General features: G+C 44.0%; 14 protein-coding genes. 5 read left to right on the top strand and 9 right to left on the bottom strand.

Translation table 11 applies throughout. From position 1 onward, the window contains the following. Positions 1 to 488 precede the first annotated feature (488 nt). The 6 genes from motB to BK139_RS22240 form a co-directional block, all read right to left on the bottom strand. A complete protein-coding gene (gene motB / locus BK139_RS22265) occupies positions 489 to 1,286 on the bottom strand; it encodes a flagellar motor protein MotB (RefSeq protein WP_076263169.1) in 798 nt (265 codons plus the stop codon). Next, positions 1,279 to 2,073 carry a flagellar motor stator protein MotA gene (gene motA / locus BK139_RS22260; RefSeq protein ID WP_076263165.1) on the bottom strand — a complete coding sequence of 265 codons (795 nt, stop codon included), beginning with the start codon at positions 2,071 to 2,073 and terminating at the stop codon, positions 1,279 to 1,281. The genes motB and motA overlap by 8 nt, the downstream gene beginning before the upstream one ends. Before the next feature lie 137 nt (positions 2,074 to 2,210). Beyond that, a complete protein-coding gene (locus BK139_RS22255) occupies positions 2,211 to 2,606 on the bottom strand; it encodes a hypothetical protein (RefSeq protein WP_076263163.1) in 396 nt (131 codons plus the stop codon). Between the two features lie 374 nt (positions 2,607 to 2,980). Then, on the bottom strand, positions 2,981 to 3,442 hold the full coding sequence (locus BK139_RS22250) for an STAS domain-containing protein (protein WP_076263161.1): 462 nt from the start codon (positions 3,440 to 3,442) through the stop codon (positions 2,981 to 2,983). Between the two features lie 31 nt (positions 3,443 to 3,473). Continuing rightward, a complete protein-coding gene (locus tag BK139_RS22245; protein WP_076263159.1) occupies positions 3,474 to 3,848 on the bottom strand; it encodes a DnaJ family domain-containing protein in 375 nt (124 codons plus the stop codon). Between the two features lie 99 nt (positions 3,849 to 3,947). Continuing rightward, a complete protein-coding gene (locus BK139_RS22240) occupies positions 3,948 to 4,562 on the bottom strand; it encodes a peroxiredoxin (RefSeq protein ID WP_286149087.1) in 615 nt (204 codons plus the stop codon). An 83-nt stretch (positions 4,563 to 4,645) separates the two neighbouring features. Here BK139_RS22240 and BK139_RS22230 point away from each other — a divergent pair, with 83 nt between their 5' ends. Beyond that, complete coding sequence (locus BK139_RS22230; RefSeq protein ID WP_226619409.1) at positions 4,646 to 4,873, top strand: hypothetical protein; 228 nt, start codon at positions 4,646 to 4,648, stop codon at positions 4,871 to 4,873. Between the two features lie 38 nt (positions 4,874 to 4,911). Here the strand turns inward: BK139_RS22230 and hutH are convergent, their stop codons facing one another. Both hutH and BK139_RS22220 read right to left on the bottom strand, forming a co-directional pair. Then, positions 4,912 to 6,405: a histidine ammonia-lyase gene (hutH, locus tag BK139_RS22225; RefSeq protein WP_175609179.1), complete on the bottom strand. Its 1,494-nt coding sequence runs from the start codon at positions 6,403 to 6,405 to the stop codon at positions 4,912 to 4,914. Between the two features lie 356 nt (positions 6,406 to 6,761). After that, positions 6,762 to 7,610, bottom strand: coding sequence for an STAS domain-containing protein (locus BK139_RS22220; RefSeq protein ID WP_076263155.1), 849 nt, complete (start codon positions 7,608 to 7,610; stop codon positions 6,762 to 6,764). Between the two features lie 202 nt (positions 7,611 to 7,812). On the opposite strand from BK139_RS22220, the gene BK139_RS22215 reads away from it, so the two are divergent. The 4 genes from BK139_RS22215 to BK139_RS22200 all read left to right on the top strand — a co-directional run bounded on the left by BK139_RS22215 (position 7,813) and on the right by BK139_RS22200 (position 14,087). Further along, a complete protein-coding gene (locus BK139_RS22215) occupies positions 7,813 to 9,906 on the top strand; it encodes a DNA topoisomerase III (RefSeq protein WP_076263167.1) in 2,094 nt (697 codons plus the stop codon). Between the two features lie 99 nt (positions 9,907 to 10,005). Then, positions 10,006 to 11,319 carry a short-chain fatty acid transporter gene (locus BK139_RS22210; protein ID WP_076263153.1) on the top strand — a complete coding sequence of 438 codons (1,314 nt, stop codon included), beginning with the start codon at positions 10,006 to 10,008 and terminating at the stop codon, positions 11,317 to 11,319. 117 nt (positions 11,320 to 11,436) lie between these two features. Beyond that, positions 11,437 to 12,717, top strand: coding sequence for an MDR family MFS transporter (locus tag BK139_RS22205; protein WP_076263151.1), 1,281 nt, complete (start codon positions 11,437 to 11,439; stop codon positions 12,715 to 12,717). Positions 12,718 to 12,854: 137 nt separating this feature from the next. Continuing rightward, entirely contained in the window at positions 12,855 to 14,087 is a 1,233-nt protein-coding gene (locus tag BK139_RS22200; RefSeq protein ID WP_076263149.1) for an aminopeptidase, read from the top strand. A gap of 39 nt (positions 14,088 to 14,126) precedes the next feature. Here BK139_RS22200 and BK139_RS22195 read toward each other — a convergent pair whose 3' ends face one another. Beyond that, positions 14,127 to 15,320 (bottom strand): hypothetical protein, encoded by a 1,194-nt coding sequence (locus BK139_RS22195; protein ID WP_076263147.1) that lies wholly within the window; start codon positions 15,318 to 15,320, stop codon positions 14,127 to 14,129. Positions 15,321 to 15,565 lie beyond the last annotated feature (245 nt).

The following is a 15,565-nucleotide window of genomic DNA, read 5'->3' as shown; positions in this document are numbered from 1 at the left end:
CTTGCCTTGGGGTGACAAGCATAAGACGAGCAGATGGTGGGGAGTGCTTTTCTTCCCATCAGCTGATTGGCTTATGATCTCGAGCCCCTAGGAGCCGCAGCTAGATCGGGCAGTTTGACCCCCGCTTATCCTCCTTTGATTCTTCTGAGTCTTGAAGCAGGGGTCTTACTGCCCGTTAGACTGCGATAAAGAGCCCTTTGCGGCTCTTTTTCTTTGTCCATCTCAATTTGTGTATATTTTCAGAAAATTATTTGTCTTTTTTGTGAACGTCGGCATATAATGTAATTAATACATTTTAGGAGGTTCGCTGATGACCATTGTTCACATATTAAACTTTTCCATTCCCATTGCCTGTGTATTTCTATTTGGTGTGATGGTCGACCGCATGTGCAAACCGGACGGCACCGAACAGGAAGCAAATGAATAATCCCGGTAAGCGGCTGGCTGACAGCCTTTTTTTATTTCTTATAAAAAAAGAAACCAGCCCCCTAAGGCTGATTTCCCGTTCTTGGCAATATTAAAATTTCTACCCGTCTGTTCTTCGCCCTGCCTTCTTTCGTATCATTTCCGGCAACCGGCTGGAATTCCCCAAAACCTTTGGCACTGAACCATTTCGGGTCCAGCTGGTCATTTTTCAGGATGATTTTCATAAAGTTGACTGCCCGCATCACACTGAGCTCCCAGTTGGACTCGAAGTTCGAATTGCGGATCGGGACATTGTCTGTATGACCGCTAATGATGATATTTCTTGGCGGGTCCATGATGAGAAGCCCGGCAATTTCACCTGCCACTTTTAAATCCTGCTCACGGACCTCTGCACTTCCTGAGCCGAACAATACATTATCCCTGATTGAAACAAGCAGTCCTTCGGTGGTTAAGGAGGTTTCCAGTTTGTCCGCCAGGTTTTGATTTTCAATAAAGGCATTGACTCTTTGCTGCAGCTCTGCCAACTCTTCCTGATCGGCAGCCTGTTTCATTTTTTCTTTCTCCAATTCATCCAGCGCGGCCATTTCCTCGAGGTCCTTGCTTGGTTTTTCAGACACAGCATCCGTGGATTGCATTTGTCCTTCCGGCATTGGACTTGGGAATTCAAAGACGCCCGTTCCCCCTGAAAAGACATCATTGAATGCCTTTGACAGCTTCTGAAATTTCTGGGCATCCACTGAGCTCATGGAGAAGAGTACAATGAACAGGGCAAGAAGCAGAGTTAATAAATCAGCATACGGCAAAAGCCAGGATTCATCTACATGCTCCTCATGATGCTGCTTCTTTTTCCGCCTACTCATCCTTTGCCACGCTGCTTTCTTCAAGGAATTTACGGCGTTCTCCTGCAGGAAGATAGGAAGCTAGCTTTTGCTCGATCACACGAGGTGCCTCCCCTTCTAAAATAGAAAGAATCCCTTCGATCATCATGCTTTTAATTTTTGCTTCCTGCTTGGATTTTCTCTTTAGCTTATTGGCAAACGGATGCCAGAACACATATCCGGTGAATATCCCCAGTAAAGTCGCTACGAATGCCGCACTTATGGCATGACCGAGGCTTGCAGTGTCCTCCATATTTCCAAGAGCTGCAATCAATCCAATAACGGCTCCCAATACTCCAAGGGACGGGGCATAAGTGCCAGCCTGGCTGAAAATTTGCGCGCCTGCCTGGTGCCTTTCTTCCATCGCTTCGATTTCTTCACTTAATACATCCCGTATGTAATCGGCACTTTGCCCATCAACAGCCAGAGACAAGCCGTTTTTTAGAAAAGCATCTTCAACTTCGTTCGTCTTGACCTCCAGGGCAAGCAATCCTTCTTTTCTTGCCAGCTGAGCCCATTCCGAAAACATCTTAATCATTTCAGCCGGGTTCATCAGCTTCTCTTCTTTGAATAAAATGCCAAAAAGCTTTGGCACCCTTTTAATTTCATTTGTTGGAAATGCAATGCTCACCGCTGCTGCCGTACCCAGAATAATGATCAAAATAGCGGCCGGGTTTACCAGAGCAGACGGCGGAACCCCTTTAAGAACCATCCCGACTCCAACCGCTATGATCCCTAATATAACTCCTATAATCGTTGTTTTATCCATGCATGCCACACCTTCTATGTAGTCTGAAAATCTCTAAAACCTTCTATTAATAATTTCGGATGATTTTTACAGTTCTTTAGGAAAATTTTCATATATAAAAGGCAGAGGTGCTTCCCCTGCCTTTGTTTTCATTATTTTTAGATCCAGCGGCATCCGCAGAAACCTCTTCTTCTGCGGTCATCGTCATCCCGGCGGCATCTGCAGCCTCTGCCAGATCCGGCTAAGTCTCTGTTGTACCATAAGTCACCTGCACCGCGTACATTGTCACGGCGATGTTTTCGGCGGTCATCTTCTGCTCCGCCCACATTATTCCGGCAACCCCAGCCGCATCCCCAGCCACATCCGCATCCTCTTCTGCGTCTGTCTTCAACTCCAGCAACATCGTCATCACGGCGATGCTTTCTGTTGCGGTCTTCTGCTCCGGCCACATCATCACGGCGGCGATTGTCATCTTCTTTTACAATAACTCTTTCGGCTCTGATTTCAACTTCATCTGCATTAATCTCGAATCTTCTTCTCCAATTATTCGACATATGTCTACCTCCTTTCTCATGGATACTATAGAATATGTGCCAGAGGAGGTTTTCGCATGGACAAATCCCCAATCGGAAAGAAAATGTGCCTGTATAAGTAAAAAACCCCTATCCTATTCAGGAGAGGAGTCTTGAGAATTTAGATTTTTTGAAGGTACCTTTTTCAAAAATTTGTTGTTTTAATATCTATGAATTCAGGCCGTTGATTTCCGCTCCAGGCACTTGCTTTCCGCGGGGAGGAATGCAAGCCTCCTCGGCTTCGCCTGCGGGGTCTCACACTTCCCTCTCCTCCCGCAGGAGTCAAGCGCCTTCCACTCCAATCAACTCAGAGGTAAGCTGAGGTTACCTGCCCAAAAGCAACAAACTTAACGAAATCAGCCTTTTTGAAAGACAAGATTGTGTATTTTCATTAAATGCTTTAAAGCCGCCTGGAAGTTGGCATGTGTTTCAGCATTTAATTCAATGCCGGAAAAAATGATTTCTTTTATAAGCTGGGGGGTCATTCCTACGAAGTAAGGCTTAACTCCCATGAGGTTAATGGAATCAGTCAGGTTGCGGATTTGCTGCCCAAGTTCTGAAAGGCACATCTGCTCTAAGCGATCGACCGTAATATCGGTAAAATCTATAATGGCAAATTCTGTGTCATGGTCTTTAATATGATTCAGGATTTTAGCCGTAATTTTTTCGAATCTTTCAGCCATGAGCAGGCCTGTAATTGGCACCAGAATCGTCTGGGGAATAATTGATGGAATAATGGGTGCCGTCATATCCGCTATGGCTGCCTCATATTCCTCCACTCTTTTTTCAAGGACCTTTATATATTCATCTTTATTCATGTGTTCTCCTCAATTCCAATCATCTAATTCATTAGAATAATTTATTGTTTATTTTTTCTTCGTAGTTTTTAAAAAGGGATGAGTTGGTGTTCTGTCTTCTTTTCGACATCATGCTGTTATAACGGAGCAGCTTTTCGTTTAGTTTCTTCTGCAGTGCCTTCTTTTCTTCCTGGTCCTCACATTTCTTCATCAGGTCTTCAATCGTCATCATTTCCTTTTTAACCTGGTTTTCTTCATCAGTGAAACCCGCATTCTTCATGATGCGATAGGCCATTCGCAAGTTCTCAGGAACAGAAGACAGATCATCAGGCGGCAGCGGTTTCCCATATCCCGGCAGATTATCAAACTCGCCGTCCCTATAAGCTTTTTTTATCCGATCTTCAGAAAGGTTAGAAAATAAGTCCACTCAAGCTCCCCCTTCACTTCATTTGTACTTATTATATATTTTCAGCGCTGCTTATTAAAGTAATTATGTATATAGAAGAGAAAGCTTGCGCCTCCTCTTTTAGATTTTACCTATTAAGTTCGGATCCTTGTTAATCCCCTGCTGGCCGGGCTGCCAGTTTGCCGGCACACCCTTCCCTGTCTGCTGTGCATATTGAATTCCCTGCATGATTCTGACATGCTCATGCAGATTTCTCCCGACTTCTCCCGGGTAAATGAGCTTTGCCGCGATAATGCCATTGGGGTCGATAAAAACGGATGCCCTGATGGCCGCTCCTGACTTTTCATCCAATACCCTATAAGCTCTGCTTATTTGATGTGTCCGGTCGCTGACCATTGGATAATTCACGTTTTTTAATGACGGAGATGTTTCCTTAAATACTTTATGTGCATATACACTGTCCGTACTGATGGACATGACTTCGCAGTTTAAGGCTTTTAAATAAGGGTTCACAGCGGCGACCGCCGCCAATTCTGTCGGTCAGACAAAGGTAAAATCACTCGGATAAAAAAACAGCAGCACCCATTTTCCAATATAGTTCTCCAGATTGACTTTTTTTATTTGATGATCAATGACAGCATCGGCAATAAAAACTGGTGCACGGTCTCCCCGTCCCGCACAGAACACGGAAGCATTCGGATCAATCACGGCTGTCCCCCTCCTTTTCTGTTTCATCTTTGCTCTATATACTTATGCGAACAAACGGAAAATATTGATTGAACCAGCTGTACATAGTCCTGATGCCGGAGGGAAAAATAGTGGAAGAATGCAAATTCAACTATGAAAGGAGCCTGATTATGTCACGCGGAGTCCATTTTAATCATAAAAAAAAGCATCACCCGGGAGAATTTCCTGAACACACAATGGTTGAGCGCCATACAACTGAGGCACAGGAAGATGAGGAATTTATTGTGACGCAGGAAGCGTTTAAAAACCGCTTTGAAGAAGATGAGGCAAAGGAACTTGAGGAAAGAGCGAAGGATTAATAAGTCAGGGGCCTGAAGAACATTCAGACCCCTCCTTCTTATATTGCGTCTATTTCAACTTCTTTCAGCCAGGCCGCGCATGCTTCAATATCCTTTGAAAACACGCGGTCTTTTGTGATGGAAGGCACCACTTTTCTAGCTTCTTCGTAAAAACGTTTTGTTTTATCAGCCATTTTATCAGAACCGCGGAACTCGGCTGCCTGAAGCGCGCAGATCAGTTCAATTGCCAGCACTTTATTGACATTCTGGATGATCTGGTAAGCATGTCTCGACCCAATTGTCCCCATGCTCACATGGTCTTCCTGATTCCCTGATGAAGGAATCGAATCCACACTTGCGGGATGGGCGAGTGTCTTATTTTCCGAAACAAGGGATGCTGCAACATATTGAAGAATCATCGCACCAGACTGCAGCCCAGGCTCCGGGCTTAAAAATGGCGGCAGGTCACTCAGCTGCGGGTTAACAAGCCTTTCAATACGGCGCTCGGAAATATTGGCCAATTCCGCTGCCGCGATTTTCATGAAGTCCATTGCAAGAGCGATTGGCTGCCCATGAAAGTTTCCGCCTGATATAACGCTTTCCCCGTTTTCGAAAATCAGCGGGTTATCTGTGGCTGCATTCATTTCGATTTCAAGCTTTTCTTTTACATAGTCAAGAGCCTGCCAGGATGCTCCATGCACTTGCGGGATGCAGCGGATGGAATAGGCATCCTGCACCCGAATTTCCCCCTGTCTTGTAATCAGGCTGCTGCCTGACAGGTATTCCCTTATTCTTCTGGCTGTATCCACCTGCTGCTGATACCCTCTTGCCTGATGGATGTTTTCATCAAACGCATCAATTATGCCGTTTAGTCCTTCCATTGTAAGTGCTGCAATCAGCTCACTTTGATAGGCGATTTTTTCCGCTTCCAGATAACCAATGACGCCCATTGCCGTCATTGCCTGTGTACCGTTAATGAGGGCAAGCCCTTCTTTCGCCTGTAAGGTTACAGGTTCTATTCCTTCCTGAACAAGCACTTCAAGCGCAGGCTTTCTTTCCCCCTTATAAAAAACTTCCCCTTCTCCCATTAATACTAATGCCAGGTGGGATAAAGGCGCCAAATCCCCGCTTGCTCCAAGAGAGCCCTGCTGCGGAATGACAGGATGGATACTTTTATTCACAAGTGCTAAAAGAGTTTCAATCACAACCGGACGAACACCTGAGAATCCTTTCAATAAAGCATTTGCTCTTAAAAGAAGCATAGCTCTTGAGACAGACTCAGGAAACGGTTCCCCTACTCCGCAGGCATGCGAACGGATTAAATTCAGCTGAAGATCCTCGACATCTCCCTGATCAATTCTTACATCGCTGAATTTCCCAAAGCCGGTGTTTATTCCGTATATGACTTTTTCTTCACTTACAATTCTCTTTACGGCCTCATGGCTGTTTTTTACACGAAGCATGCTTTCCTCAGATGCCGCAGCCTTTACTCCTCCAAAAAGAACCCGTTTGACTTCAGACAAAGTAAGGGTATTTCCATTCAAAGTAACCACCTTGTTCTCCTCCCCGTGAGTTAAAGTCATCATCGATTCTGTCAATTTTTCCATTTTATATCCTCCCCGGTACATTAGCGAGATAAAGAAAAGGCTGTATCTCAAACACAGGTTTGAAATACAGCCTTTTTTAGAAGATTATTTGCAGTATCTGTTGTCAGATGTCTCATCTTTATCACAGCCTATTTTTGTTATATTTTCTGAATATAATTAATTTTATGTTCCTATTGGAGGGATGTCAACAATAAATTCCCATTATTTAACAAGTTAGATTGTTAGAATGGTAACACAGTAAAGCGTATTTTATTATATCCATATAAATAGCCGGCAGTTCTGCCGGCTTTTCCTTCTTCTTTCTATTTTAAGTTTTCACCTTGTCTTTTTAAAGCATGTTTTAGTTTTCCATATGTTTCAATACCTGTGAAATCCAGGCCGAGCTGAATGGAAGTCTGGGCAACCTCGGGGCTGATGCCGGAAATGGTGGATTTGACCCCTAATAGCTTGAGAGCTGTCGTTAAAGAGAATATTTGATGGGCAACCATCGTATCGATAATAGCTACACCAGATAAATCAATAAATAAATGCTCAATATTTTCTTTTGCACATTTTTTCGGAATTTCCTCCAGCAGGATTTGCGCACGCTCGGTGTCAATATCGCCGATAAGCGGCAGAACAGCTGTGTCATCTTTAACAGGAATGACTGGAGTGCCAAGTTCATTGATCAGACTTTGCTGGGCAACAAGCCTTCTGGTGGTCAGTTCATAATACTTTTCCGAAAATTTATTGATCAGTTTATCGAAAGCTCTGTTAATGGTCTTGCTCCATTTTAATACATCATCTGTTGTCACTTCAGACTGGTTTTCTTTAATGAACTTTTCAACAAAATGCCAATAGGTTTCCCTTACAGTGCTTAAAGCACCAAGTACTTGAAAAATGGGGGTACTCGTGTCCACTCTGCTTTCAGCTACAGTCCTGGCCCACTCCTCCATATTTTCAATAAACACTGCTTCGTCATCAAGTAAAGCGGTTGAAACGGTACGGTTGGTAAAAGCATTCTGTTCTCTCAGGAGCTGTTCATAAGCCGGGTCTGCATCCGCAGAATAAATGGAGCCCTTCTGTTTCTCCCTTAAGGACAGCCACATGTCTGTAATGTTTATTGAGTTTTCCTGAATGTAATCAAGTAAGCGCTGATTCTTTTCATGCATTATTTTCACCTTGTCTTTCTATTTGTCAGCAAACTGTTATATTCATTGTAAAATGAATCGGAGTTAATGAAAAGTAATACATCTTAAATCGGCATCTGTCTGATTTTGTCTATAATAACGTATCCCATTACAAATATGAATGATTTTCCGCTATACTTAGTTAGGATACAAAAGGAACTGAATGGATTTGAAAGGAGTCATTATGAAATCACTTGTTCTTGCTGAAAAACCCAGTGTTGCGCGTGAAATCGCCCGGGTGCTGGGATGCCGGCAATCTCATAAAAGCTATATGGAAGGCGATAAATATATCGTCACTTGGGCTCTTGGCCACTTAATCGAATTAAAGATGCCGGAGCATTATGACAGCAAATATAAAAACTGGAACCTGGAGGATCTGCCGATTATTCCAGACCAAATGGGCCTGAAGGTGATGAAGCAGACCAGCCACCAGTATAAAGCTATTGAAAACCTGGCAAAGCGGAAGGATGTTACGGAAATAATCATTGCAACCGATGCAGGCCGTGAAGGGGAGCTTGTCGCTCGCTGGATATTAGAGAAAATCCGCTGGCGCAAGACAATCAAGCGCTTATGGATATCCTCTGTAACGGACCGTGCTATCCGTGACGGTTTTCAAAACCTTAAGCACGGAAAACAATTTGAAGATTTGTATGAATCCGCCGTGTGCCGGGCAGAGGCTGATTGGCTCATCGGCCTGAATGTCACAAGGGCTCTGACGACTAAATACAAGGATCCCCTATCTGCGGGCCGGGTGCAGACACCGACTCTGGCGCTAGTTATGGAAAGGGAAAAAGTGATTCAGCAATTTGTTCCAAAAGAGTACTGGACGATTCGCGCCCACATTGGCCCACTGCAGGCTGACTGGGAGAAAAATGGTGAAAAGCGCATTTTCTCTAAAGAGGCAGCAGATGGAGTTCTTTCCAAAGTAAAGGGGCAAAAAGCGGTTATCCAGTCCATTAACCGGAAGGAAAAAACAGAGCCTCAGCCTCTTCCTTATGATTTGACGGAACTGCAGCGTGACGCGAATAAACGTTTTGGCTTTTCTGCCAAGAAAACGTCGAATGTACTGCAGAAACTGTATGAGCAGCATAAGCTTGTCACCTATCCGCGGACAGACTCACGCTATTTAACAAAGGATATGGAAGCAACCATGATGGATCGCCTTCATGGAATCGCTGCTTCCTATAAGGATGAAGTGAAGCCAATCCTTGCGAATCAGGGCAGGGTGCTCGCAAAAAGAGTTTTTAATAATGAAAAGGTAACCGATCATCATGCGATTATTCCGACTGAAGAACGTGTACATCTCGGTGATTTGTCCCCTGATGAGCGTAAGCTGTACGAAATGATTTTGCGCAGATTTTTGGCCATTTTCCATAACCCTTATAAGTATGAAACCATCCAGGCTGCTATCGATGTTAATGGTGAGACATTCACAGCGAGGGAAACGGCCGTTATCGACCTCGGTTATCGCAAGGTGGAACGGAATACTGAAGAAGAGACAGGAAAACAGAGCCTGAAGAACATTTCGAAAGGACAGAGCTTTACACTGCAAAATGCCGAATCCGCTGCAAAGCTGACTGATCCGCCTCTTCGCTATTCAGAAGCTGACATTTTGACCCAGATGGAAAAATACAGCCTCGGAACGCCTGCGACAAGAGCGGAAATCATTGAACGGCTTCTTGAGACTGAAGCGCTCGAAAGGCAAAATGGACGCCTGTTTCCGACTAAAAAGGGCAAACAGCTGATGGACCTGGTGAATGAAGATCTGAAATCACCGGAACTGACAGCCAAATGGGAGCAGGAGCTGGAGAAAATCGCACGCGGAAAAGCAGATCCAAAAGAGTTTCTCCAGAATATCCGCAAGCAGACTCAAAACTTGGTTTCAGAAATTAAAAAGAGCGACAAATCGTACCGTGCCCATAATCTCACGGGCTCAAAATGTCCGGAATGTGATTCCTTCCTGAAAGAAAGGAATACAAAGGACGGAAAAATACTTGTCTGCTCCAACCTTGATTGCAGTTTCCGAAAGCGCAAGGATCCAAAGCTTTCAAACCGCCGCTGCCCGCAGTGCCGAAAAAAAATGGAGATCCACCAGGGCAAGGCAGGCACCTACTTCCAGTGCCGCCCATGCAATGTGGTGGAGAAAGCCCAGGACAAAAAGAAAGCCGTCAACAAACGCGAAGAACGAAAACTTGTTCAGAAATATACCCAGAAGGAAGATTCCTTTGGAACAAGCCTTGGCGATTTGCTGAAGGCCGCAATGGAAGATAAAGATTAAAGTATAGCCCTGGCTGCTGCCGGGGCTTTTCTATATGAACTGGCATACATAGCTTGTCCTCTCCATAGCATGTACTAATACTGAAAGGAGAGTGACAGGATGTTAACCAGAATGGCAGATCGTTTCTCCAAGCTTGTGGAAAGGTATCTCCCTGACGCCTTTGTCATTGCTGTACTTATGACTCTGTTTGTCTTCATAGCCGGATTTTTCATGAAGCCTTCTGAACCTGCCCAGCTGTTTAAATCTTTTGGTGACGGCTTCTGGGTATACCTTGGTTTTACCATGCAAATGGTGCTTCTCTTGATGACAGGCATGGCGCTTGCTTCTGTTCCTTCTGTACAGCGTATACTTGAAAAGCTTTCCTCCAAAGCGAAGACGGCCAACCTGGCCTACGTACTGACTTTTCTCGTTTCTTCTGCTGCTTATTATATTAACTGGGGCCTTGCTGTTGTCGTTGGCGCCATTATTGCACGTGAAGTCGGGAAAAGAAATCAGAACGCACACTTCCCGCTATTAGTGGCTGCAGCCTATGCACCTACAGCTCTATATACAGCTGGCTTGTCAAGTTCAATCGGTCTGACTGTTGCGACAAAGGGTCACTTTCTGGAGGATATTGCTGGGGTGATTCCAACTTCAGAGACGATTTTTCATCCGGGAACAATCGCAATATTAATTGCCCTTATTGTTACAATGCCAATTTTCATCGTGCTCATGGCACCCAAGAAAAATATTATCTCATACGTTCCGCCAAAGATGTCCAAGGAAGAAGCTGAACCGGTTGAAGTTTTAAAAACGCCCGCCGGAAAACTTGAACGAACACCTTTTCTCGGCATCGTTACCGGATTAATCGGGTTAATCTATGTCATTTTCGAGTTCATAAACGGGCGTGACCTTGACTTGAATATTATCAATATTACCTTTCTATCCCTGGGCCTTATCCTGCACAAATCGCTTGTGCAATACGCAAATGCCTTTAAAGAAGCGGGTTCTGCCATTTCCCCTATCATTCTGCAATTTCCGTTTTACGCCGGAATTATCGCCGTTCTTGGCAGCTCCGGGCTGGCAGAGTCGATAATCAATGGAATGGCGTCCATAGCAAGTAAAGACACCTTTGATATTTTCACCTATTGGGCCGCTGGCATCGTCAACATTCTTGCCCCTTCAGGCGGCGGGCAATGGGCATTGCAGGGGCCGCTTCAAGTTCCTGCCGGGCTGCAGCTGGGTGTTGATCCCGCCATTACGGCTATGGCTGTAGGCTGGGGTGATGCCTGGACGAACCTGATCCAGCCTTTCTGGGCACTTCCTATTTTAAGTGTGGTCGGCCTTCATATTCGTCATATAATGGGCTACTGTGCATTGCTGGCCATATGGGTAGGCATTGTTACCACTGTTTTGATGATTTTCGTCTATTGATATGAAAAGCCAAACCTTCATCAAGGTTTGGCTTTTTTGAACAAAAAGTCTTCTTGTGTTTCTTCTAAATTTGGTAGTATGATAGCGTTATTCTGAGATTGAAGATGGGGACGCAGCATGAAAATAAAAGATTGGGATAAGAATCTAAAAGTAAGGTTATTTGGGGAAGCGCTTATGAATATTACATTCTGGATGTTCTTCCCGTTTTTAACGATTTATTTCGCGGATGAATTCGGAAAAGACAAGGCTGGTTTATTGCTCATTTTTTCTCAGGTATTCTCAGTGCTTGCCAACTTAATGGGCGGTTATACAGCTGACCGCTTTGGCCGCAAAAAAATGATGGTTCTTTCTGCTTTCGGCCAGGGACTTTCATTTATTATTTTTGGATTTGCCAGTTCACCCTGGCTGGAATCTCCTGTGCTTGGTTTTATCTGCTTTGCTTTTGTGGGAATCTTCGGCTCATTTTATTGGCCGGCAAGCCAGGCAATGGTTGCCGATGTGGTGGAGGAAAAAGACAGAAGCCAGGTATTTGCTATTTTTTACACTTCTATTAATATTGCGGTTGTGGTGGGTCCCATTTTAGGAGCCATTTTCTATGTCCATTACCGTTTTCAGCTTCTTATGGCCGCAGGCATTATCTGTATTCTGTTAGCTTTCATCCTTTTCCGATGGACAAGGGAAACTTTACCTCCGCAGATACATGGGTCAAGTGAAAACAGTAAATGGCATCATGTTTTAGTAAAGCAAACCAAAGATTATGGCATTATCTTCAGGGACAGGACCTTTCTCCTTTTTATCCTGGCAGGTGTTTTGGCTGCACAGACTTTTATGCAGCTTGATCTGTTAATACCTGTCTATACAAATGAAGTGATTCATAACCAGCAGCTTTTTAAATGGATAGACTGGTCCTTTACCGTTCAGGGGGAACAGGCTTTTGGCATTCTGCTGTCCGAGAACGGCTTCCTTGTCGCCTTATTTACCGTGGCTGTCACCAAAATGATGATAAAGTACAAGGAAAGGAATGTCTTTATCTTATCATCTCTTACGTATGCTGCAGCCATCATCCTGTTTGGACAAACCCAATGGATATGGGGATTAATTCTGGCAATGGCCGTTTTCACTATGGGCGAATTGATGACCGCTGGCCTCCAGCAGAGCTTTGTATCAAAGATTGCTCCCGATCATATGCGGGGTCAGTACTTTGCAGCTGCCTCCCTTCGATTTACAGTCGGAAAAACCATTGCGCCGATCTCTATCCCCCTTACAGTCTGGATCGGCTATGACTGGACATTCTTTATATTGGCACTGCTGGCTGGTATAAGTGCGTTTTTGTATTGGCTGATGTTTGCTTTGCCTGAAAGGAATAAAGCATTTCATGCAAAAAAGGAATCTGTTTAAGATTCCTTTTTAATTATGTCTCCGCCCGGAGATGGAGCCCTGAAGTTCTGCAGCATGATTTTCAGTTCAATAGGTTTCTTTTTCCGGACAGAACCGCTACAATGAAAATGAAGATTCTGACAAAAGGAGAATACATAATGAGTCAATTTCAAACGAATTTAGAGAAATACGCAGAGCTTGCAGTGAAGGTCGGCGTAAATGTACAAAAGGGGCAGACGCTGGTTATTAACACAACACTTGATTCAGCTGAACTGGTTCGCACTATTGTGAAAAAGGCATATGAAGCAGGAGCTCATAACGTTGTTGTGAACTGGAGCGATGATGCCGTCACACGCACGAAATACGATTTAGCACCGGATGAGTCTTTCTCCGAATACCCTGAATGGCGTGCAAAGGAAGTCGAAGATTTAGCTGAAAAAGGTGCGGCATTCATGTCAATCGTTTCAGCAAGCCCTGATTTGCTGAAAGGCGTGAAATCAGAGCGAATCTCAAGCTTCCAGAAAGCAGCCGGACAGGCGCTTGCAAAATACCGCAAATTCATCCAGTCGGATAAAGTGAGCTGGACAGTCATTGCTGCGCCTTCCCAAGCATGGGCAAACATGGTATTCCCTGAAGCTCCGGAGGAATCCAGGGTAGAAATGCTTTGGGACGCTATTTTTAAAGCCACTCGCGCTGACCTGGATAACCCGGTTGAAGCCTGGAAAAAGCATGATGAAACACTTCATGAAAAAGTGGATTACTTAAACAGCAAGCGATATCAGAAGCTTCACTATAAAGCTCCAGGCACAGACCTGACAATCGAGCTTCCAAAAGGCCATTTATGGGTTGGAGCAGGCAGTGTGAATGAACAGGGAAACGAATTCATGGCGAACATGCCGACTGAAGAAGTGTTCACAGTACCATACAAGACAGGTGTGAACGGTACAGTTTCGAGCACAAAGCCGTTAAGCTATGGCGGAAACATCATCGATAACTTCAGCCTGACATTTGAAAACGGCCGCATTGTCGATGTGAAGGCAGAAGAAGGAGAAGAAATCCTTAAGCAGCTGGTTGAGACAGATGAAGGCTCCCACTATCTTGGAGAAGTGGCACTGGTTCCTTTCAACTCGCCAATTTCCCAATCGAATCTGCTTTTCTATAATACTTTATTTGATGAAAATGCTTCAAATCACCTTGCCATCGGCAGTGCGTATGCATTCTGTATTGAAGGCGGCAAGAAAATGTCCAGTGAAGAACTGGGTGAAAACGGCTTGAACGAAAGCTTAACACATGTTGATTTCATGATCGGCTCCGCTGAAATGGATATCGATGGAATCACTGAAGACGGCAGCGCTGAACCTGTATTCAGAAAAGGTGATTGGGCATTTTAAAGCGGAAGCGCCCTTTCATGACTATAAAAAATCATGCGGTCATTGACCCGCATGATTTTTTATTTTCCTTAATACAATTTCACTGACGTTTCCTTCTAAATCAGAAACCATATCGATAGAATATTTATCTGCCGGGTAGGTGGAGATAGTTTCACCTGACAGCTTCTCTTCCCTAACCTCCGCTGGAGTGCCAAACATGGCAGTAATCTCGTCCATTGACGTTCTCACCCGCTGTCCAGGAATGGAAATAGCTGTTACGTTCCCGGTTTCCCGTTCATAATAATAGGTGATTTCAGGATACATCACAAAAGGGCTTCCACCTTCAAACCCCTCTTCAACAAAGTTTGGATCTGACTTTTTAATTTCAGATATGTTTGTGCCAATCGGAAATGGACTTCCGAGGGGGATCCCCTGTTTTGCTTTCTCAATGGCATCCCCGCTGAGTGCCAGGTTTTTAAAAGGATAGTAAATGGCTTCCTTTTTCAGCCACAGGTTCATCCAGTCGATATCAGAATGATCTTCTTCTGAAAGCTCGATTTGGTCGTGCAGGCTCATTGAATGGGCTTCCTCATTAAAAAGCCATGTTGAAATAACCCATCCATCACTCTTTTTTTGGGCAGTTTGAAGATACTTTTGATTAATCGTTTTTATTTTCGCTTTGGAGGTAGTGGTCATGTCTTTTTCCGTACTGATTCTTTGCACTTCTCCATCTTTAATCGCCAGCAGCTGGCCCTTGACTAAGTTTTCCCCCTTGGACTGAAAGATCGAGATGATGGTTTTATTCCTCATTTTCTGAGTGTAAACCTGTTCCTTTGAAGGATTAAAGGACATTTCAGAACTGTCATTTAGAGTTGCTTGTTTATACGCCTCTTTTGACCCCTTCAAAGCCAGGTATACTGAATAATGTCCTGTAAAATAGGAATCGCCTTTCTTTCCTTTCGCGCTGTCCTCTGCCAAAATGGTTCTTCTTTCGTCTTCCGAAAAAAGGTAGACCGTATATTTCATGATCCCGTCTGTTGCGTCAATCTGGAAAAGTGACTTGCGTTCAAGCCAAACCGTATCTTTTTTATCTTTTCCAGCCTCTTGTACGGATATATTATCTTCTGCTTCTACTTTATCTTCTTTTTCAAGTTTTATTTCTTCTGTATTTAAAGATGCATTTATTTCACTTGAACAGCCTGCTATAACGGATGACAGCATGGCAATCATGATCATATTTATAAAATTTTTCATTATATTCTCCCTAATGTTAAAAAACATTTCCATTTAAAGTCAAATGTTACAATTACGTTTCAACTAATTAAGTGTAACAAATAGGGATCGTTTCTACAAACCTATCAATATGCTCATTTTTTTACAAAAACCCATGTTTCCTCCCGTATCCTTTATATATGACTCTTCTACTGCTTCAATTAAAGTTTGATTATAGTGGCGAGAGCCTGATCTATAGGCACTTTGCCGGTTAATACGAAAGGCCC

It is taken from the genome of Paenibacillus sp. FSL R5-0490, from assembly GCF_001956215.1.
Taxonomy (GTDB): Bacteria; Bacillota; Bacilli; order Bacillales; family Cytobacillaceae; genus Cytobacillus.
This window is presented reverse-complemented; position numbering and strand designations above follow the sequence as displayed.

What these genes read in the sequence shown, in the direction of transcription:
- motA (WP_076263165.1), bottom strand. Translation starts at nt 2,073, where the DNA reads ATGGATAAAACAACGATTATAGGAGTTATATTAGGGATCATAGCGGTT.
- BK139_RS22195 (WP_076263147.1), bottom strand. Translation starts at nt 15,320, where the DNA reads ATGAAAAATTTTATAAATATGATCATGATTGCCATGCTGTCATCCGTT.
- BK139_RS22250 (WP_076263161.1), bottom strand. Translation starts at nt 3,442, where the DNA reads ATGAATAAAGATGAATATATAAAGGTCCTTGAAAAAAGAGTGGAGGAA.
- BK139_RS22255 (WP_076263163.1), bottom strand. Translation starts at nt 2,606, where the DNA reads ATGTCGAATAATTGGAGAAGAAGATTCGAGATTAATGCAGATGAAGTT.
- BK139_RS22205 (WP_076263151.1), top strand. Translation starts at nt 11,437, where the DNA reads ATGAAAATAAAAGATTGGGATAAGAATCTAAAAGTAAGGTTATTTGGG.
- BK139_RS22210 (WP_076263153.1), top strand. Translation starts at nt 10,006, where the DNA reads ATGTTAACCAGAATGGCAGATCGTTTCTCCAAGCTTGTGGAAAGGTAT.
- BK139_RS22220 (WP_076263155.1), bottom strand. Translation starts at nt 7,610, where the DNA reads ATGCATGAAAAGAATCAGCGCTTACTTGATTACATTCAGGAAAACTCA.
- BK139_RS22215 (WP_076263167.1), top strand. Translation starts at nt 7,813, where the DNA reads ATGAAATCACTTGTTCTTGCTGAAAAACCCAGTGTTGCGCGTGAAATC.
- motB (WP_076263169.1), bottom strand. Translation starts at nt 1,286, where the DNA reads ATGAGTAGGCGGAAAAAGAAGCAGCATCATGAGGAGCATGTAGATGAA.
- BK139_RS22200 (WP_076263149.1), top strand. Translation starts at nt 12,855, where the DNA reads ATGAGTCAATTTCAAACGAATTTAGAGAAATACGCAGAGCTTGCAGTG.